At 59.6% G+C, this 17,285-nt stretch carries 20 protein-coding genes; 1 reads left to right on the forward strand and 19 read right to left on the reverse strand.

From position 1 onward, the window contains the following. Positions 1–40: 40 nt before the first annotated feature. The 15 genes from ACH2ED_RS10610 to ACH2ED_RS10680 form a co-directional block, all read right to left on the reverse strand. A complete protein-coding gene (locus tag ACH2ED_RS10610; RefSeq protein WP_395090854.1) occupies positions 41–1,333 on the reverse strand; it encodes an AI-2E family transporter in 1,293 nt (430 codons plus the stop codon). Further along, on the reverse strand, positions 1,330–2,454 hold the full coding sequence (gene wecB / locus ACH2ED_RS10615) for a non-hydrolyzing UDP-N-acetylglucosamine 2-epimerase (RefSeq protein ID WP_395090855.1): 1,125 nt from the start codon (positions 2,452–2,454) through the stop codon (positions 1,330–1,332). Before wecB ends, ACH2ED_RS10610 begins: the two co-directional genes overlap by 4 nt. Next, positions 2,451–3,050 carry a GNAT family N-acetyltransferase gene (locus ACH2ED_RS10620; protein WP_395090857.1) on the reverse strand — a complete coding sequence of 200 codons (600 nt, stop codon included), beginning with the start codon at positions 3,048–3,050 and terminating at the stop codon, positions 2,451–2,453. The genes wecB and ACH2ED_RS10620 overlap by 4 nt, the downstream gene beginning before the upstream one ends. Before the next feature lie 11 nt (positions 3,051–3,061). Beyond that, the gene (locus ACH2ED_RS10625; protein ID WP_395090858.1) at positions 3,062–4,093 is read right to left on the reverse strand and encodes a glycosyltransferase family 4 protein; all 1,032 of its coding nucleotides are present in this window, start codon (positions 4,091–4,093) and stop codon (positions 3,062–3,064) included. Then, on the reverse strand, positions 4,094–4,558 hold the full coding sequence (locus ACH2ED_RS10630) for a dCMP deaminase family protein (protein WP_309686678.1): 465 nt from the start codon (positions 4,556–4,558) through the stop codon (positions 4,094–4,096). A gap of 42 nt (positions 4,559–4,600) precedes the next feature. Further along, on the reverse strand, positions 4,601–5,893 hold the full coding sequence (gene glyA / locus ACH2ED_RS10635; RefSeq protein ID WP_395090859.1) for a serine hydroxymethyltransferase: 1,293 nt from the start codon (positions 5,891–5,893) through the stop codon (positions 4,601–4,603). A 49-nt stretch (positions 5,894–5,942) separates the two neighbouring features. Further along, complete coding sequence (locus tag ACH2ED_RS10640; RefSeq protein WP_395090860.1) at positions 5,943–6,470, reverse strand: type II secretion system protein; 528 nt, start codon at positions 6,468–6,470, stop codon at positions 5,943–5,945. Beyond that, positions 6,467–7,021 (reverse strand): hypothetical protein, encoded by a 555-nt coding sequence (locus tag ACH2ED_RS10645; RefSeq protein ID WP_395090862.1) that lies wholly within the window; start codon positions 7,019–7,021, stop codon positions 6,467–6,469. The genes ACH2ED_RS10640 and ACH2ED_RS10645 overlap by 4 nt, the downstream gene beginning before the upstream one ends. Continuing rightward, positions 7,018–7,371: a hypothetical protein gene (locus ACH2ED_RS10650; protein ID WP_395090864.1), complete on the reverse strand. Its 354-nt coding sequence runs from the start codon at positions 7,369–7,371 to the stop codon at positions 7,018–7,020. The genes ACH2ED_RS10645 and ACH2ED_RS10650 overlap by 4 nt, the downstream gene beginning before the upstream one ends. 207 nt (positions 7,372–7,578) lie before the next feature. Continuing rightward, positions 7,579–8,001 (reverse strand): hypothetical protein, encoded by a 423-nt coding sequence (locus ACH2ED_RS10655; RefSeq protein WP_395090866.1) that lies wholly within the window; start codon positions 7,999–8,001, stop codon positions 7,579–7,581. A 191-nt stretch (positions 8,002–8,192) separates the two neighbouring features. Continuing rightward, the gene (locus ACH2ED_RS10660) at positions 8,193–8,951 is read right to left on the reverse strand and encodes a Bd3614 family nucleic acid deaminase (protein WP_395090868.1); all 759 of its coding nucleotides are present in this window, start codon (positions 8,949–8,951) and stop codon (positions 8,193–8,195) included. A gap of 52 nt (positions 8,952–9,003) precedes the next feature. Beyond that, complete coding sequence (gene aroC / locus ACH2ED_RS10665; RefSeq protein WP_395090870.1) at positions 9,004–10,095, reverse strand: chorismate synthase; 1,092 nt, start codon at positions 10,093–10,095, stop codon at positions 9,004–9,006. Positions 10,096–10,109: 14 nt separating this feature from the next. Further along, complete coding sequence (locus ACH2ED_RS10670; protein ID WP_395090872.1) at positions 10,110–10,862, reverse strand: SDR family NAD(P)-dependent oxidoreductase; 753 nt, start codon at positions 10,860–10,862, stop codon at positions 10,110–10,112. Positions 10,863–10,864: 2 nt separating this feature from the next. Continuing rightward, positions 10,865–12,238, reverse strand: coding sequence for an HD domain-containing protein (locus ACH2ED_RS10675; RefSeq protein WP_395090873.1), 1,374 nt, complete (start codon positions 12,236–12,238; stop codon positions 10,865–10,867). Between the two features lie 34 nt (positions 12,239–12,272). Then, the gene (locus tag ACH2ED_RS10680; protein ID WP_395090875.1) at positions 12,273–12,506 is read right to left on the reverse strand and encodes a hypothetical protein; all 234 of its coding nucleotides are present in this window, start codon (positions 12,504–12,506) and stop codon (positions 12,273–12,275) included. A 54-nt stretch (positions 12,507–12,560) separates the two neighbouring features. On the opposite strand from ACH2ED_RS10680, the gene ACH2ED_RS10685 reads away from it, so the two are divergent. Beyond that, positions 12,561–14,462, forward strand: coding sequence for a DUF6785 family protein (locus ACH2ED_RS10685; protein WP_395090877.1), 1,902 nt, complete (start codon positions 12,561–12,563; stop codon positions 14,460–14,462). Positions 14,463–14,525: 63 nt separating this feature from the next. On the opposite strand, the gene ACH2ED_RS10690 is transcribed toward ACH2ED_RS10685, so the two are convergent. The 4 genes from ACH2ED_RS10690 to rfbA form a co-directional block, all read right to left on the reverse strand. Then, on the reverse strand, positions 14,526–14,723 hold the full coding sequence (locus ACH2ED_RS10690) for a hypothetical protein (protein ID WP_395090878.1): 198 nt from the start codon (positions 14,721–14,723) through the stop codon (positions 14,526–14,528). A gap of 87 nt (positions 14,724–14,810) precedes the next feature. Continuing rightward, the gene (locus ACH2ED_RS10695; RefSeq protein ID WP_395090880.1) at positions 14,811–15,812 is read right to left on the reverse strand and encodes an acyltransferase; all 1,002 of its coding nucleotides are present in this window, start codon (positions 15,810–15,812) and stop codon (positions 14,811–14,813) included. A gap of 3 nt (positions 15,813–15,815) precedes the next feature. Beyond that, positions 15,816–16,370 carry a dTDP-4-dehydrorhamnose 3,5-epimerase family protein gene (locus ACH2ED_RS10700; RefSeq protein WP_395090881.1) on the reverse strand — a complete coding sequence of 185 codons (555 nt, stop codon included), beginning with the start codon at positions 16,368–16,370 and terminating at the stop codon, positions 15,816–15,818. A gap of 39 nt (positions 16,371–16,409) precedes the next feature. Continuing rightward, positions 16,410–17,285: a glucose-1-phosphate thymidylyltransferase RfbA gene (gene rfbA / locus ACH2ED_RS10705; RefSeq protein WP_395090883.1), complete on the reverse strand. Its 876-nt coding sequence runs from the start codon at positions 17,283–17,285 to the stop codon at positions 16,410–16,412.

Consider the following 17,285-nt stretch of genomic DNA (forward strand, 5'->3'; position numbering starts at 1 on the left):
GATTACCCCCCCCCGCAATGTGGAATATCTCACACCTGTCTTAGTCTTTCTGGTGGCGCAGTGCACGGGCGAGGCGGGTGCTGCTCCGGTGGTGTGTTCGTTTGGGGTGGACGTAGATGTGTAGCAGTACCGTACGGATCAAAGCCGTGACGGGAGCGGCGAGGAACATCCCTAGCAGGCCGAAGAATTCACCACCGATGAGCAGTGCGACAATCACCATGATCGGGTGCAGGTTGAGGCCCTTGCCTAGGATAAAGGGAGTGAGTGCCTTGCTCTCCAGCAGGTGCATCAGGGTAAACAAGGTCATCACGATGGCCAACAGTGTGTAGTTGCCCTGGCGGCTGCACTCGACGAAGACAATCACTCCCACAGGAATCCCGCCCAGCAGGGGGCCAATAACGGGGATGGCGCGTGTTATGGCGGCCACGAGTGCCAGCACCAAGGCGTAGGGAATGTGAAGCACACCTAGCATCGTTCCGACAAAGACTCCCGCAATACTGGCGAGCAGGAGCTGTGCAATGAGGTAGGCGCGCATGATGCTCGCACTCTCGCGAAGCAGGGCGAGGGCGGTACGGCGCTTCGTGGTCGGGACAAAACGCACCAGCTCGTTGCGCAGAGCGCGGCCTTCAACTAGCAAGTAAAACGCGAGAACGGGCAGCAGGATCAGCTCGACGACGCCATTAAGCAAGCCCCCCAGCTTACCCAGAAAACCGAGCAGGATTTGACCGGCATTCGCTGTCGCCTCCGGGGTGTTTTTTTCGCTTGCTACCGAGGGCGGCTGCTCGGCTGTTTGAGAGCCCGAGGGCGAGGGGTCAGACGGGAGCAGGATTGCTTGGTTCAGCTTGACATCATCTAGGCTTGGTGACAAAAGATTATTGACCCACTCCGGCGCTTGCTTGGTGACCAGATCATGGAGCCAATCGGGTTGCGAAGCATACCAGTGCTTGGTCTCCTCCATTTTTCGAGCAAGTTCCGGCTGGTACTTGGTCGGCCAGTTTGCCCGCAAGTTGCGCAGCTCGCTCTGAATGGGGTGGAGAAAGAGGACACCTGCCCCAAAAAACGCTCCGACAATCAGCACGAGAGCCAGCGCGGCGGCTAGGCCACGGCGGCCATGAGGCTTAAGCAGGTGAAACAGGTGCTGGCGGCAGAGAATATCCACCAGACCACTTGCCGCGCAGGCGAGGATGCCCGCCATAATCAGGGTCACGACAATGCTGTGGCTGCGATAGATCACATAGCCCAGCACCGCCAATGCACCCAAACGGAGGATGCGTTTACCCAAAGCACTGAAGCCCGCATCGAACCACACCAGCGCTTTATCTTTTTCACTCACAGTTTATAGGCCTCAAAGATCCACTCGCGGATACGCCGGGCCGCGTCGCCATCGCCGTAAGGACTCGCCGCTCTTGCCATAGCGGCGTAGGATGCTTCGTTGGCGAGCAGCTCGCTCGCGGTATCGAAGACCACGGCCTCATCGGTGCCCACGAGCTTTGCATTGCCAGAGTGCACGCCCTCAGGTCGCTCGGTGGTCAGCCGCAGGATCAGCACGGGCTTTCCCAGCCCGGGTGCTTCTTCCTGCGCCCCGCCCGAGTCGGTGAGTAAGAAGTGGCTGGCCTTCATCACGTGCACAAACGGGAAGTAGTCCAGCGGCTCGGTGAGCAAGATCCGGTCATGATTCGCGAGCAGCGGCATGACCACCTCGCGCACGACGGGATTGCGGTGCATGGGGAAGACAACCCGGACATCGGGGAATTGCTCCACTAAGCGCCGGATCGCGCAGCAGGCGCTGGCCATCCGCTCGCCCCAGTTCTCGCGCCGGTGTGCGGTCACCAAAATAAGCCGCCCAGGCCGCGCGACAAACGCTGCGAGCGTGGGATCATCAAACGTGTAGTCGAGCTGTGAGACCGTGTGGAGAGCGTCCACCACGGTATTGCCCGTCACGCGAATGGTGTCTGGGGCGATGCCTTCGCGGAGCAAGTTCTCGCGCGAGAGCTCCGTGGGAGCGTAGTGGAAGTTCGTGAGGCGCGTGGTCAGCCGCCGGTTCATCTCCTCCGGGAAGGGATCGAACTTGTCGTCGGTGCGCAGGCCCGCCTCCACATGACCGAAGTCGGCTTGTGCATAGAACGCCGCCAGGCTCGCCGCAAACGTGGTTGTCGTGTCGCCCTGCGCGATCACCAGCTTTGGCTTCTCTTTTTCGAGCACAGGTTCCAGCGCCATTAACGCACGGCTGGTCAGCTCCGAGAGCGACTGGCCGGGCTTCATGAGCCCCAAGTCGTAATCGGGCTTTAGATTAAAGACCGAGAGCACCTGATCTAGCATCTCGCGGTGCTGCCCCGTGGAGATTGCGACCGTCCGGATCTGCTCGGGGTAGCGTAGCAGCTCCTTGACCAGCGGGGCCATCTTGACGGCATCGGGGCGTGTCCCAAAGATACAGGCGACTGTTAGCTTACTCAATGAACTAATTTCTCCCAGGCTTCGCGTGTCAGCTCGTAGCGGACGTAGAGGCGATTGCGTTCCTTGATGGTTCGCCACTCGCTCCCGATCTCACTCATGCCTATTTTTTCGAGCACACGCCGTGAACCCGTATTCTCATGGTCGGCAAAAGCGACCAGTTTCTGCCGCTTCAGTTCCTGAAAAACATAGTCGCGGCTCAGTACGGCGGCTTCGGTCATGATGCCCCTGCTCCAGAACTCTTGTGCGAGGATATAGCCCAGCTCGACATGCCGGTCACGGGCAAGAAGCTGCATAATATCCGTGGATCCAATCACTATGCTGGTCGCTTTCCAGACAATGGAGAACGCCAGCGACTCGCCACTGCGCCGACGCTCGCGTTGCTGGTCCAGAAACGCCTGGACTCCCCGCAGCTCGGAGGCGGGCTGCCAGGGCAGAAAATGCACGACCTTGGGATCTGCGACAAAGACGAACATGTCCTGGGCATCGCTGAGCTCCACGGGACGCAAGACAACACGCTCACCGATCAGCTCGATTGCGGGAAGCGGGGTGTCTTTTCGGGGTCGCCGAAACGAGAGCCGGGAGAGCAGTGCCTGCATACTTGCTCATTCTACGGCTTTCGGCCCCACCAGACCAGCAGGAGCGCGATCAGGCAGGTGACAAACGTGAGTCCGTAGATCGCCCAGACCGCCTTTGTCACCGAGAGGCCGCGCTCCGTGAGGCGATGGTGGATGTGGGATTTGTCTGCCTCGGTGATTTTTTTCCCCTGCGCCGCCCGCCGCCCGATCACGTAGAGCGCATCAAAGACGGGGACACCCAGTACGATCAGGGGCAGAAATACCGCTGCGGCCACAGGCACTTTAAACGCCCCCACCACCGCCAGCATCGCCAGCATAAATCCTAGAAAATAAGAACCCACCGTCCCCATGAAGATCGAAGCGGGGTTGTAGTTGTAGCGAAGAAAGCCCACGGATGCCCCAAAAGTGGCCGCTGCCAGGAGTGCGACAGTCGGCTCGGGCGTGCGCGAGAAAGCCGCCATTAGCCCCATGGTCGCCGCCGCGATCCCCCCGACCCCCGCCGCGAGGCCGTCCAGCCCGTCGAGAAAATCAAAGGTCTTGGTGGCCAGAAACACCCAGAACATTGTCAAGGGCACCGAAAACCAGCCCAGCGAGAGATACGAGCCCGGGATGAGGTTCGGCACCGGGTTGGTCGTGCCCTCAATCCGTGCTCCAAAGAGCGCCGCAACCAGGCCCGCAAAGAGCAGCCCCAGAGCCTGGAGCTTAGGGGAGAGATCACGCTGATCGTCGAGCGCTCCGATCACGGAGACAATCCCGCCGCCCAGCAAAATCCCCAGGATCGGGTGTGAGGGAATTCCCCAAAGAGGCTTCAGGTGTGGGCGCGGGTCGGTAGCAATCAGGCTAGGCAGGTTTCCGTAGAGACGAAGTGCGACAAAAGCGGCGAAAAAGCCGATGACGATAGCAATTCCTCCCCACGATGCGGTTGGCTCCGTGTGTACATCACGTGCGCGGGGGACTTTGATGACACCGTAGCGAAATGCCAGCCGCCTGATGGGAGGGGTGAGCGCTATCGTGACGGTACCGGCCAGCAGTGCGGCGTACACCATCGGACTGAGAAGATTCATCTACCGCAATAATACCGCGTCCCAGCCCTCGGCGTTACGCTGGGGGGGCTCTGGTAGGCAAACTATTTCCACTCCCGCCGCCTCCAGAACCTCACGCGCCCAGCCCTCGGGGCCGTCGCCAAAGAACACGACCCGCACAATGCCCGCTCCGACGATCATACGTGCGCAGACATGGCACGGACGGCACGTCGTGTACATCGTCGCGCTCTTGGTGTGAACTCCATGAAGCGCCGCCTGTGCAATCGCATTTTGCTCGGCGTGCAGCGTACGGATGCAGCGCCCGTCTTCGAGTAAGCAACCCACTTCGGTGCAGTGCGGCTGCCCCGGCGGCGAGCCATTGTAGCCCGTCGTGAGAATACGCCGATCCCTTACGATCACTGCTCCGACATGCCGACGCTCGCACGTCGAGCGCGTCGCCACTTCACGGGCAATGCTCAGAAAATACTCATCCCACGATGGGCGCATCCAACCCCCTAACCCCCGCCCAGCGGGGGAACCCATCTGGATTTATCCCCATGCCGGGAATTTATTACAGAGGGTCTTGACTTCCTCGCGGATTCCGGCGATCAGGGCATCGTCGTGGCGCTGCTCCAGAGCGCGGTTGATCAGCTCGGCGATAATCGGCATCTCGGTCTCGGTCATGCCGCGCGTGGTGACGGCAGGCGTCCCGAGGCGCAGGCCGCTGGTCTTAAACGGGGGATTGGGGTCGTTGGGGATGGCGTTTTTGTTGGCGGTGATCCCGGCCAGATCCAGCACTTCCTGGGCGCGCTTGCCATTGAGCTTCTTGGCACGCAGGTCCACGAGCATCAGGTGGTTGTCGGTGCCACCCGAAACAAGCCGGAAGCCATGGCTGACGACGGCCTCGGCCAGCGCTTTAGCATTCTTGCGAATCTGGGCCTGGTACGTGGCAAAGCTCGGGTCCATCGCCTCTTTGAAACAGACAGCTTTACCGGCGATGACGTGCATCAGCGGGCCGCCCTGCATCCCCGGAAAGACCGCCATGTTGAGCAGATCAGAGAGCAGGCGCGTCTCACCTTTGTTATTCTTGATGCCCAGCGGGTTCTCTGTGTCTTTTCCGGCGAGTATTAATCCGCCGCGCGGACCGCGCAGGGTTTTATGGGTTGTGGTGGTCACGACATGCGCGTGGGGCAGCGGCGACGGGTGCTCGCCACCCGCCACGAGTCCGGCGATATGGGCCATGTCCACCCAGAACGCCGCCCCGACTTCGTCGGCGATCTCGCGCAGAATCTTCCAGTCAATGATGCGAGGATAGACCGTCGCGCCGCCCAGGATCATCTTGGGCTTGTGTTTTTTAGCGAGATCGCGAATCTGATCGTAGTCGAGCGTCTCGTCGGCGTTGAGGCCATAGGCAATGGGCTCATAGATAAAACCGGAGAAGTTCACGGGGGAGCCGTGCGTTAAGTGGCCGCCTTGCGCAAGATCCATCGCCAGAAACTTATCGCCGGGCTTCATCAGGGCAAAAAAAACGGCCATGTTGGCGTTGGCACCGGAGTGGGGCTGGACATTGGCGTACTCGGCGTTAAAGAGCTTGCACGCCCGCTCGATGGCGAGGTTCTCGACCACGTCCACGTGCTCACAGCCGCCGTAGTAGCGCCGTCCGGGGTAGCCCTCGGCGTACTTATTGGTCAGGCTGGAGCCCTGGGCCTCACGCACGGCGCGGGAGACAATATTCTCGCTGGCGATCAGCTCCAGCTTATCTTCCTGGCGGTGGTCTTCCGCGCAGATGGCGGCAAAAATATCGGGGTCGGACTGGGAGAGGGGGGCGCTAAATGTATTCACGGGGATTATTGTACCGCGTCGGGCTCGCTCTCAGAATCGCGCCTATTTGTTAGGGCAGCTTCGTGAAGCCGCCTTTTACGTGGCCGTCCACGAATCCTATCCAGCCCGTCTTGTTTTTGTGCCGCCCGGCAAAGCTGCTCATTGCATCGTGGGCGTTGGGTTTGAGGTTGGAGGATTCGTAGAGCAGGGGGCGAGTCGCGTGGGGCGCTCCAACATTGTCAAGCGAGCGCCCCGAGAGGCGGTCGTCCATTGCATAGCCGACTCCGTGACCCGAAGGGCGCTCAGGGCAAACTAGTGCCTTGTTTTTGTAGTAGGGATAGGTCGCGTCGTACCAATTGCTGGCAAGAGGCAGGTGCTCGTCGTAGTCCTGCGTGTACATCATGGCTGCAAGACTGAGTTGCTTCCCATAGCTAAGGCAGCCCGGACGACTAGCGCTTGATGCTTGGTCAAAGATGGGCTTTAGGAATGCGGTGAGAACTCCCAGGATTCCCAGAACGACGAGTAGCTCCTTAAGATTGAACGTGAATAATCCCGTTCGTCGCTGTGGCTGTGGTGGTTGGTACCGAGGGGTATTCATGGGGCGAGGATGCCTTTCCGAACCAGTTGTTCGCCGGGCTCTTGTTCGTACATTTTTACGTGACCATCCACGAAGGCGATGGATGCGTATCCATGCCTGACGGTGAAGCTGATGCCAGGGTCGTTGGCGTTGGGAGTGAGATTGGAGGATTCGTAGAGGAGAACGCGTGTCTCGTGCGGTGCGCCGATCTTTTCCAGTGACCTGCTTGAGAGGCGGCTATCCATCGCATAGCCCAACACGCTGGGAACAGAGTGCGAAAGTGAGGGGCAAGAGCCTTTTTCTTCCTTCAAATAGTTTGACGAAACGGTCTGCCACTGCGAGGCGGGAGGGAGATTGCCGTCGTTATCGGTGGCGTATTGGAGCAGGGCATTACTTCGTGAACGTAGATTGGAAGAACAGCTCGCCTGCCGACCCATGTCCTGTGCTTGACGGAAAACGGGTAGGAGAATTATGGTCAGTAGGGAGACAGTGACCACACATGCCAGAACCTCCTTGGGCGGCAGTTTCAGCAAAGGCTTGGGAGGTTCGTAGCGGGGCCGGGGTTGGCTCATAGTTTTGGCGGTGTGTGTGTGCTTTTTTTGCGCTCGCTGGTGCGGGTGCCTCCGGCTAGCTCGTACTCGGAGGAGTCTTTGCCGTATTGGGCGGCGATGGCGGAGAGTGCCTGGGTGTAGAGCTTTTCAAGCTGTCTCTCTTTGGCCGCGAGCTGGTTGGTGCTGTCGTCGAGGGCGATAATGAGCGCGTTGTGAGCATCAAGGGCTTGCTGGGCGCTGAGCGCGGCAGTATCGAGTGCAGCCAGGCTGAGGTTGGGGGGAAGGTTGGGAACGGGGGATATCTGCTTGATTCCCTGGAGCCGCGCCTTGAACGCGTCGAGTGTCGCCGAAGATCGTCGCTGTCGTGCCATGTTATAAACCTCCTGCACGGGATGCGTGCGCTGTTAAAATTATCTCGCTGACTTTTATTTTTGTCAAGCCCGAGGCTGCATCAGCCGCGTCGCGTGTTACTTCGAGTGCGTCATGGGTAATAGTTGACTCATCCAACATTGTTTTCATCGTGCCAGGAGTTACACTTAACACAATCAGAGTTACTTTCCACACGCCGACTGTTATTTCTAGCGCATGCCCCGTAGGGTCGCCGCGTCGCCTTCTTGCTGTGTAGCGCTACTGACCTGGCCCTCCAGGGTGATGAGATAGCCATGATGTGGCTGTTTCGTGACCATGTCTCGGTGCCGGGCCGCGAACTGTGTACCGGGCGTGTGGGCATTTCGCTGGAGCAGACTGGTCTCAAAAAAGAGGATGCGTTGGGAAGAACTCTCAAGGCTGTTCAGAGAGACACCACTCAGATGGCTATCCATTGCAAAACCCAGGCCGTTTTTGTCGAGGAAATTCACCTCCAAGCAAGAGCGGTTCTCTAGCGCTTTATCGGGCAGGAACGGTATGAGCGCATCTTGCCAGCGGGTGGCAGGCATCAAGGTCTGGTCGTAGTCAGCGGCATACATCAGCGTTGCTTGGGAGCGCTGGCGTGCTGTCTCCATGCATTTTTCTTCACCATTCGAGATCGAAACACTTCTTATTATGGGAATAAGTGTCGCGGCAAGAATTGCGATAATTGCGACGCAGAAAACCACCTCTATCGGTTTAATTTTGATCCACGGCTTCGGCGGCTCGTAGTGCGGGTGATGTGGCTGGCTCATATGATAGTGTAACGTGATTTTCCGTGGTTTGGTTACGTCGCCGTGCCAAAGCCCTGGTGCTGGATTTCGATGGCGAGCTGCTCCTGTGTAGCCCAGCGCACTCGATCCGCTGTCCCCACATCCAAAACCGTGGCGCGGCCATTGGTGCCGGGATCGAAGTCGCGGTAGATCACGCGAAGCTGCGACGGGTCTTCGCAGAACCACCAGACGAGTCCGGCGCACATGCGGCAGGGTTTGAGGGTGGAGAGGAGAGTCGCGCCTGCGGGGATGCGCTGCCCGGTGTTGGCCCAGGCATCGCGGATCGCTTCCAGCTCCGCATGGCGCGTGCGGTTCTGAGAGCCGGAGTTGATCGCCTGCCCCAGAAGCCTGCCGTCTCTATCCAGAACGAGCGCTGCAACAGGACGGTTCGCTTTGTAGCGCTCGGACTCGTGGCGTGGAATCTCGGCCTCAAGCTGGTTGCAGAGCGCAAACGCCTCCGAAAGCGCCAGGGAAATGGGATTGAAAGTATCCATGGTGCGTTCGGGCAGAAGCGAGGGAAGCTCCTCGCCTAGCAGAGTTCCGGGATAGTGCTGTCCCACGGTGATGCGCTTGGCTGCGACACGGATCACGCCATCGCAGAACGGTGTTTTTGAGCCCGAAAGATAAATACGATTGCGCACCATCGAGCGCGCTTGCTGCGGATAGTGCTCATAAATCCCCTGGATCAGACGCGAGACCGCCGTCTCCGGCACAAGCCCGGTGGGAGCTGCCGCCCAAAACACCTGCCCCTCGTGCTCCAACCAAGCCCTCATCCACGCACCTCTGGAGGCCCATTCATGGGTCTTGCCGCAACAGCGGGCCCATTTATGCGCCCGAACCCATCGCCCGTTGCATGAGCGCGTGGTCGGCGAGAACCAGCGCGATCATGGCCTCGACGGCGGCGACGGCGCGAGGAAGCACGCACGGGTCGTGGCGGCCTTTGGCCTGGAACGTGGTGGGTTCACCATCTACGGTGACCGTTTCTTGCGCGGCATGAATGGTCGCGGTGGGCTTGAAAGCGACTCGCAAAATAATATCCTCGCCGTTGGAGATGCCACCCTGAATCCCGCCCGAGTGGTTGGTGCGCGTGCGCGTCTTGCCGTCGCGTGTCTCGAAAGCGTCGTTGTGGGTGGTGCCGCGCATCGTTGCTGCGGCAAAGCCCTCCCCGATCTCAAAGCCACGGGTTGCGGGCAGCGACATCAGCGCATGGGCTAAGCTCGCCGTGAGCTTATCAAAAACCGGCTCGCCTAGCCCGGCGGGGACATTGCGCACGACACACTCGACAACTCCTCCGAGCGAGTCGCCATCTTTACGCGCTTGCTCAATCGCGGCGATCATCTTCTCGGAAGCGATTGTATCGGGGCAGCGTGTGATCTCGGCTTCGACTTGCGCTTGCGTGACCGTGGCCTGGTTGATCTCCCCGCGAATATCAGAAACTTGCAGCACATAGCCGACGATCTCAACGCCGTGCCAGTGCGTCAGAAGCTGCCGCGCGACGGCACCCGCCGCCACTCTACCGATTGCCTCGCGGTAGCTCGCCCGCCCCCCGCCGCGCCAGTCGCGTCCGGGGCCGTACTTGGTGTGGTAGGTAAAGTCGGCGTGGCTGGGCCGGAACAAGTCTTTTAGTTCGCTGTAGTCCTTGGAGCGCTGGTCGGTGTTACGCACCTGCATCGCAATGGGAGTTCCCGTCGTGAAGCCCTCAAAGACGCCGGAGAGCACCTCCACTTCATCGCCCTCTTTGCGCTGTGTGGTGAGCTTGCTCTGGCCGGGCCGCCGCCGGTCTAAGTCGTGCTGAATCTGTGCCAGATCAAAGGGAATCCCCGCCGGGCAGCCGTCCACGATGCAGCCTACTGCCGGGCCGTGGGATTCACCGAACGTGGTGACGCGAAAAAGGGTGCCGAAGCTACTGCCTGCCATCGGGGATTATCCTATCATGTCAGCCCAACTGCCGTGAAACCGCCATCCACACAGAGTGTGTGCCCCGTGATAAAGCTCGACTCACGCTCGTCTAAGAGAAAGAGTGCGGCGCGAGCGACTTCCTCCGCTTGGCCGTAGCGGTGCTGTGGGGTGGAGCTCAGCCACTGCTGGCGGCGCTCGGCGGAGTGCATTCCCACCACCAGCGGCGTCTCAATGGGGCCGGGCGCGATGGCATTTACCCGAATGCTAAACGGAGCAAGCTCGACTGCCATGACCTGGGTCATATTGATCACCGCTGCCTTCGAAGAGCCATAGGCTACGCGCCCGACGTTTCCGCGTATCCCTGAGACTGACGCGATATTCACCAGAGAGCCAGCGCAGCCACGCGCCTGAAGGCAGCGCGCCACTTCCCGGGCCACCACGAAGCTGCCAATAAGGTTGACGTCCAGAATTTTCCGGAAGAGCTCGGTTGAGGTTTCCAGACAAGGGACATCGCGCCCGATCCCGGCGGAGTTGACCAGTCCGGTCAGCGGCCCGAACGCTGCATCGCACCGAGTGATTGTCGCGATCACTGCGGCTTCATCAGTGACATCCAGGCACTCACAGCGTACATGGCTCTCATACGGGGTGAGTTTCTCACGGGCACTCTCCAGCGCAGCTTGCTGGACATCGGCGACCACCACTTGCCAGCCCCGCTCTAGCGCCGCCTCGACAACGGCCAGTCCAATTCCCGACGCGCCGCCGGTGACGAAAATCGTGTTTTGCATTTTTAGTTGTCCCTCAGCCGTCTTGCCAGCGCTTCGGCACCGTCTTTGTCGCCTTCCGCAAGCTCCCCTGAAACGACGGCATCCGTGAGAGCTTTTTTGAGTTTTCCTACCAATGGCCCCGCAGGAAGTGCCAAGCGCTCCATGAGCTCAAGTCCGGAGAGCGGAGAGTCGGCGGTGCGGATGTCAATGCGCGCATCAATCTCCGCCATCCGGGCCGCAAGGCTCGAAAGCTCCACCTGCGGCGGCAGATCCGGGCGACAGGCGGCGATATCGGCATGACCAAGGGTAAAGAGTGCGGCGCGGTGGCTATCCACGGTGCGAATGAGGCGGCGAACGGCGGCATCGGTCCAGTCGGGCTTGTACGAGCCGTAGCGCATGTGTAGCCCGACGAGCGTGGCAACCTGCTTGATCTCGTCGTTGGCGTACTTCAGGCGGGCCAGCACCTCGCGGGTGAGTCTCTCACCGACGTGCTCATGCTCATAGAAATGCACGCCACTGGTATCCTCCGTGCGCGTGCTCGGTTTGCCTATGTCATGAAAGAGCGTGGCGAGGCGTAGCAGCAAATCGGCCTCTCTGGGAAGATTTTCCAGCGCCTTGAGCGTGTGTGTCCAGACATCGTAGGCGTGCCAAGTATTCTGCGTGACACCGTGCATCGCCGCGAGCTCAGGAGCAAATTGCGCCAAGAGTCCCGTCTCGCGGAGCTGCTCCAGCCCGATCGAGGCACCGGGCGCGAGCAGTGTCTTATTCAGCTCCTCACGCACCCGCTCAAAACTAATGCCGTGCTCGGGTGAGAGCCGAAAGGCATTGTCTTTGAGAGCCTGGTAGGTGGGGGGGGCAATCACAAACCCTAATCTTGCGGCGAAGCGGCAGGCGCGCAGCATGCGTAGCGGATCGTCGGTGAACGTGATCACCGGATCGAGCGGTGTGCGCAGAATCCCTGCGCGGAGGTCATCGTAGGCGACGCCCAGCGGATCAATGATCTCGCCGGTGTCGAGGCTCTCCAGAAACGTGTTGATCGTAAAATCCCGGCGCTGCGCATCGGTAAAGAGTGTCCCCGGTGTCACAATCGGCTTGCGTGAGCCTTGGCGGTAGGTCTCGGCGCGCGCCGTCACCAGCTCCACTTGTGCGTCGCCGACATGCACCATGGCGGTTCCGAAGCTGGGGTAGAGCACTGGCGCGTGGCTCGAAACACGCTTCTTCCAGAGCCACTCAGCCAGCTCTAGCGCATCGCCTTCCAGCACCAAGTCAATGTCACTGACATCTACTTGCTTGCCCAAGAGCTTGTCGCGCACCCACCCCCCGACGAGAAAAATCTTCCCCTCGTACTTCGTGCCGCACACGACATTACGCAAAATCTCTAACGACTCTAAGCTCACAAGGGCTATTTTACCGCCTGTGCCGCCCTGCCGATCAGAACGGCAGGGCTATCGAGCCTGCGGCTACAAAGGCCGCTTCGGGCCATCCGAATTGACTGCGGTAGCTTCCAAAGCCGATAATATTGCTACCCCAGAGCTTTGCCTCCGCGCCCGTGGCGTCTTGCATTAAGCGGCAGAGGGTCTGGCAGTCCGCGCGGCGGGTCTCGTTCTCGAGTGCGTCGAGATGCTCTATCACGGAGGCGTCACTGACTTTTGTCTTGAGTTCCATGCCCGTAAGACTACCCGATCCACAGGGGTTCCGGAAAGCGTGTACAATCGAAAGATGCAAGGGATTACACTCCGGGCTGTGCTGCTCGGGGCGCTTCTGGCGGCACTGAATGCTATCTGGGTGACGGCAGTCGAGGTACGCTACTACATTCTCGATGGCTCGTCTCTGCCGCTCTTTGTCACGCCTATTTTCTTGCTGCTATTACTCGTGGCGGGCAATAGGCTTCTTGGAACGCGAAAACTGCGCCAAGAGGAGCTACTCACTGCCTATTTAATGGCGGTGATCTCCAACACCTTTGCGGGCCACGACATGCTTCAGAATCTCTTTGGCGTGATCACGCACCCGTATTATTTTGCGGCACAGAACCAGTGGCAGGAAGTCTTTATCGCCAAGCTCCCCGCCGGGCTGTTTGTCCGTGATGAAGCGGCACTCAATGCCTGGTACCGAGGCAATATACCGCTGGAGCGCATGCCGGGGTTCCTGGTGCACTGGATCGTGCCTCTTACGCTCTGGGGATTGTTTTTTCTGACACTCACTGCACACTTTCTCTTTGTCACGCTGCTCGTGCGCCGTGCATGGACCGAGAGTGAGCGCCTCGCTTTTCCCGTGATCCAGCTCCCGCTTGCCATGACGGAGCCAAGTGGTCAGCTCTTTAAGCAGCCGCTGATGTGGATGGGGTTTGGGATCGCATTTCTCATTGGGCTCCTCAACGGGACACACGAACTCTACCCGCAGGTGCCTAACTTACCTTGGATCAAGCTGGTGGACATCGGGCCATTCTTTACCAGCCAGCCCTGGGAGGCAATCCGCACCTACGGCATGCAGACCTCGCTCTACCCCTTCGCAATTGGGCTGGCGTATTTCATCCCCTTGGATCTGGCGTTCTCGTGCTGGTTTTCGTACTTGCTGGCACGCGGCTACTTCGTCGTCGGGCGCTTTACCGGGCTTGATGGCCCCAGTGCGGCGCAGGGCTGGCCGTTTTTAAAAGAGATCAGCTCCGGGGCGTGGCTGGGCGTCGCTGCGGCGATTCTCTGGGCGAACCGTCGGCACCTCACGGCGGGCTTCGATGCGGCGTTTGGGAAGGGAAAGAAGACCAGCGATGCCCGCTGGGACCGCGCCGCGTGGCTGGGACTGACGCTTACGGGAGCACTGCTGGCAGGCTGGAGTGTCTTTTTACTGAACATGAGCCCGGCTGTCACCGCAGGCTTCTTCCTCGTTCTCATGGCACTCTCGCTAGCGATCACGCGGGTGCGGGCGGAGTTCGGGACGCCGCACGAGATTGTGTTTGTGAAGCCTGCCGATATGTTGGTGACGCTCTTTGGAACCCGTGCGCTGGGCGATGCCAATCTTATCGGGATGCAGGCGATGTACTGGTTCAACCGGGGCTACCGGTGCCACCCCATACCCAACTTTCTGGAGGGTATGAAGATGGCGGAGGGCCGCAAGATGGGGCTGGCTCGGCTCATTGGGGTCTTTGTGGTGGCGGCGCTGGTGTCGCTCTTTACCACTTACGCCGCTAACTACATCGTCACCTACGATGCCGGGGCGCAGGGCAAGGCGACGGGCTACAAAGTCTGGGTGGGGCGCGAGGCGTTCGATCAGCTCAGCTCCTGGATCAAGACGGGGCAGCCGGCAGGCTCGACCAATCTCTACTTCTTTCTGGGCGGGCTGGGTGTTGTTGCCGCGCTCGCCGGGCTGCGCAATGCGTTTGTTACCTGGCCGTTTCACCCGACGGGCTTTGCACTAGGGGTGAGCTACGCCATGAACTACTTCTGGCTCTGCGTCTTCGTTGCCTGGTTTACCAAGCTGCTGCTCATCCGCTACGGCGGCATGACGGCCCACCGTCGCGCCATCCCGTTCTTCCTGGGCCTAATTCTCGGCGACTACACCGTGGGGGCGCTCTGGAGCCTGCTCTCCTTGCTCCTGGGGCAGGCAACCTATAAAATCTACATCTGAGGTTAGTGACCTGAAATTCTTTATGTGCCAACCGTAATTGGAGTACAATCTGACTATGTTTTTTCAGAGTACTGAACCGAGCGAGATTGGCCCGACGCACCCGCTGCGCAAGCCGCTCCTGGACGCGTTGCGCCCGCCGATAAGCCGATTGACTTTAAAAAAACGCGCTACAAATCCGAGATTGAGCACGGTTTCTTTGATGGAGCGACGACCTACGCGCTTCTGAAGAAGGTTCATGGGAAGTGGAAAGCCATCGAGCATGTCACCGGGCCTACCGATGTCGCCTAGTCGAACTGGGCGGGGCCGCCGCACAAGGCACCGAAATCTCTGCTGGGCCTTCCAGAGTAGCTAGCCACCAATTAAGAGCTTGGCAAACGGGGCACGCTGGATGAGATAGACCGCCAGCGTGCTAAAGCCCAGCAGCACCACCACCGTAACCGGCACCCCGACAGCGGGGCCATGCCAGCGGTTGCTCAGCCCACTCTTGGCAAGCTCTTCGAGCAGATAGGGATGGATCAGATAGATTCCCAAAGAGAGCTGTGCCAGCTCACGAACCCAGCGTGATTCCCGGCGAACCCACTCTCGCAGGCAGGCAAAGACGCCCAGGCTCTCCATAATCACGGCGGGCGAAAAATGTCCCTGAATCACGTAGCGTAGCGCCTCGGTGGGCTCGGCATCTGCGGCACGCACCCACTCGCCAAAGACCAGGTAGGCCGCTGCAAGCAGCCAGCCAAGAAGGCCCAGCAGAGGGGTGAGCGGATCACCGGTGCGTCGCTTGAGGGAGAAGCCCAGGATGTAGTAGCCCAAGTAGGGAACAAACAGCATCCAAGCCACACGCCCCTCCGCCTCGGGACGCCAAAAGACTGTCGCTCCCGCCATTCCCAGTGCCGTGGCTCCCAGCCACCAGCGCTCTCGGTCGCCCAGAAAGCGTATCAGGGCGCGGAGCGGCGGCGTGAGTAGATAGAGCCCTGCGACAATAAAGAGAAAGTAGAGGTGGTAGTAGGGTCGTCCCTGGCGCAAAAAATCCCAGCTCTGCGGGCTCATGCCCTTAGGATTGCTCCAGGAAAGGTAGAAGTAGCACCAGAAGAGAAGCGGCACGCCCACGCGCAAGAAACGTTTGCGGGCAAATGCTAGGGGAGTTTCCTGCCGATCCGGGTTGAGCAAGAGTGCCCCTGAGAGCATCACAAAGACCGGCACGGCCCACTGGGAAAGCGACGAGAAGGCATTGCAGATCCACCAGCCTGTGGTGTCCTCCAACAGGGGCGGGCGCCGCCCGAAGCCGCAGACATGAATCAGTAAGACCGCGATCAGTCCACAGACCCGGATGGTGTCCCCGTAGGCAAGACGCATCGTTTAGCCAGGGGTCATCTGCCAGAAATCACTCCCTAGAATGTCCCAAGGCAGACGCCGCTCGTCGGGGTCGTCTAAGTTGAAGTGCTGGTTGACAAAGTATAAGATTGTGGCATTTTGTGTGCCGATATTGGCACCCCCATGCGCGACTCCTCGGGGGATATAGAGTAGCTGTGTGCGGCCTCCTCCCAAAATAATGCGCATCGAGACGCCAGAGGTAGGGGAGTCTTTGCGGCAGTCGAGAAGACCGACCAAAAGTCGATCCGTCGGGGGGACGAACCAGACATCTTCTTGGCTGTAGTGCAAGTGAAACGCCTTGATTGCGCCTGGAAGCACCAGAGAGTACGATGACTGTCGAACTTGAAACTCGGGGATGGCGATTAGGTGCCCACTCTCATCGAGACGTATAAGCTCCGCAAAACTGCCTCCATCATCGGTCATTAAGTGGAGAGGGAGGACACGCACACCTTCGATAGGCGTCTTACGAGTGTATTCTTGTGTTGTCAGGGCGGCGGCATATTCCGGCGCAAGGTCAGCGTGTTTAAGCGATTCAGACATAGTTTTCTCAGGGGCAGTATAACATAGCATTCGCAGGGATCAGGCTTTGACGAGGCGGCGAAGATAGGACGCGTACTCTGTCTTACCTAGCTTTGCTGCACGGGTCAGGACACCATCGGCACTGATCCAGCCAGAAAGGTAGGCAATTTCTTCGAGACAGGCTATCTGGAGATCCTGACGGCGCTCAATGGCGGCGACGAAGTTACTGGCTTCAAGAAGTGAGTCATGGGTGCCGGTGTCGAGCCAGGCGGTGCCACGCCCAAAAAGATCGGCGTGTAGCTGCCCGCGCTCCAGATAGACACGATTGACATCGGTGATCTCTAGCTCCCCGCGTGGTGAGGGCTGTATGTTCTTGGCGATCTCCGTGATCTGACTGTCGTAGAAATAGAGCCCGACAATAGCGTAGTGAGATTTTGGTTGTTCGGGTTTCTCCTCCAGGGAGATGACCTTGCCGGTTTTATCAAACTCGATGACGCCGTAGCGCTCGGGGTCTTTCACGTGGTAGCCGAACACTGTCGCGCCTTCGGTGCGCGCGGCGGCCCCACGGAGCTGCTCGGGAAGCCCGTGACCGTAGAAGATATTATCACCCAGCACCAGCGCCGCCGGGCCGCCTGCGACAAAGGCTTCTCCGATATGAAACGCCTGCGCCAGACCCTCGGGCCGTGGCTGGACGGCGTACTGCATCGAGATTCCATAGTCACTGCCATCGCCGAGGAGGCGCTCAAAGAGCGGCAGATCCTCGGGCGTGGAAATCAAGAGGATGTCGCGAATCCCCGCCAGCATCAGCGTGCTAAGGGGGTAGTAGACCATCGGCTTATCGTAGATAGGCATGAGCTGCTTGGAGACAGCTAGGGTCATGGGGTAGAGACGGGTACCGCTACCGCCTGCGAGAATAATACCTTTCATCGGAGGCAT

It is taken from the genome of Armatimonas sp., from assembly GCF_043757465.1.
GTDB lineage: Bacteria > Armatimonadota > Armatimonadia > Armatimonadales > Armatimonadaceae > Armatimonas.

Coding starts and splice junctions, on each gene's coding strand:
- ACH2ED_RS10695 (WP_395090880.1), bottom strand. CDS start 15,812: ATGCGTCTTGCCTACGGGGACACCATCCGGGTCTGTGGACTGATCGCG.
- ACH2ED_RS10685 (WP_395090877.1), top strand. CDS start 12,561: ATGCAAGGGATTACACTCCGGGCTGTGCTGCTCGGGGCGCTTCTGGCG.
- ACH2ED_RS10640 (WP_395090860.1), bottom strand. CDS start 6,470: ATGAATACCCCTCGGTACCAACCACCACAGCCACAGCGACGAACGGGA.
- ACH2ED_RS10670 (WP_395090872.1), bottom strand. CDS start 10,862: ATGCAAAACACGATTTTCGTCACCGGCGGCGCGTCGGGAATTGGACTG.
- ACH2ED_RS10660 (WP_395090868.1), bottom strand. CDS start 8,951: ATGAGGGCTTGGTTGGAGCACGAGGGGCAGGTGTTTTGGGCGGCAGCT.
- ACH2ED_RS10645 (WP_395090862.1), bottom strand. CDS start 7,021: ATGAGCCAACCCCGGCCCCGCTACGAACCTCCCAAGCCTTTGCTGAAA.
- ACH2ED_RS10680 (WP_395090875.1), bottom strand. CDS start 12,506: ATGGAACTCAAGACAAAAGTCAGTGACGCCTCCGTGATAGAGCATCTC.
- ACH2ED_RS10700 (WP_395090881.1), bottom strand. CDS start 16,370: ATGTCTGAATCGCTTAAACACGCTGACCTTGCGCCGGAATATGCCGCC.
- ACH2ED_RS10690 (WP_395090878.1), bottom strand. CDS start 14,723: ATGCTCGATGGCTTTCCACTTCCCATGAACCTTCTTCAGAAGCGCGTA.
- ACH2ED_RS10630 (WP_309686678.1), bottom strand. CDS start 4,558: ATGCGCCCATCGTGGGATGAGTATTTTCTGAGCATTGCCCGTGAAGTG.
- rfbA (WP_395090883.1), bottom strand. CDS start 17,285: ATGCCTCCGATGAAAGGTATTATTCTCGCAGGCGGTAGCGGTACCCGT.
- ACH2ED_RS10655 (WP_395090866.1), bottom strand. CDS start 8,001: ATGGAGACAGCACGCCAGCGCTCCCAAGCAACGCTGATGTATGCCGCT.
- aroC (WP_395090870.1), bottom strand. CDS start 10,095: ATGGCAGGCAGTAGCTTCGGCACCCTTTTTCGCGTCACCACGTTCGGT.
- ACH2ED_RS10650 (WP_395090864.1), bottom strand. CDS start 7,371: ATGGCACGACAGCGACGATCTTCGGCGACACTCGACGCGTTCAAGGCG.
- ACH2ED_RS10625 (WP_395090858.1), bottom strand. CDS start 4,093: ATGAATCTTCTCAGTCCGATGGTGTACGCCGCACTGCTGGCCGGTACC.
- ACH2ED_RS10620 (WP_395090857.1), bottom strand. CDS start 3,050: ATGCAGGCACTGCTCTCCCGGCTCTCGTTTCGGCGACCCCGAAAAGAC.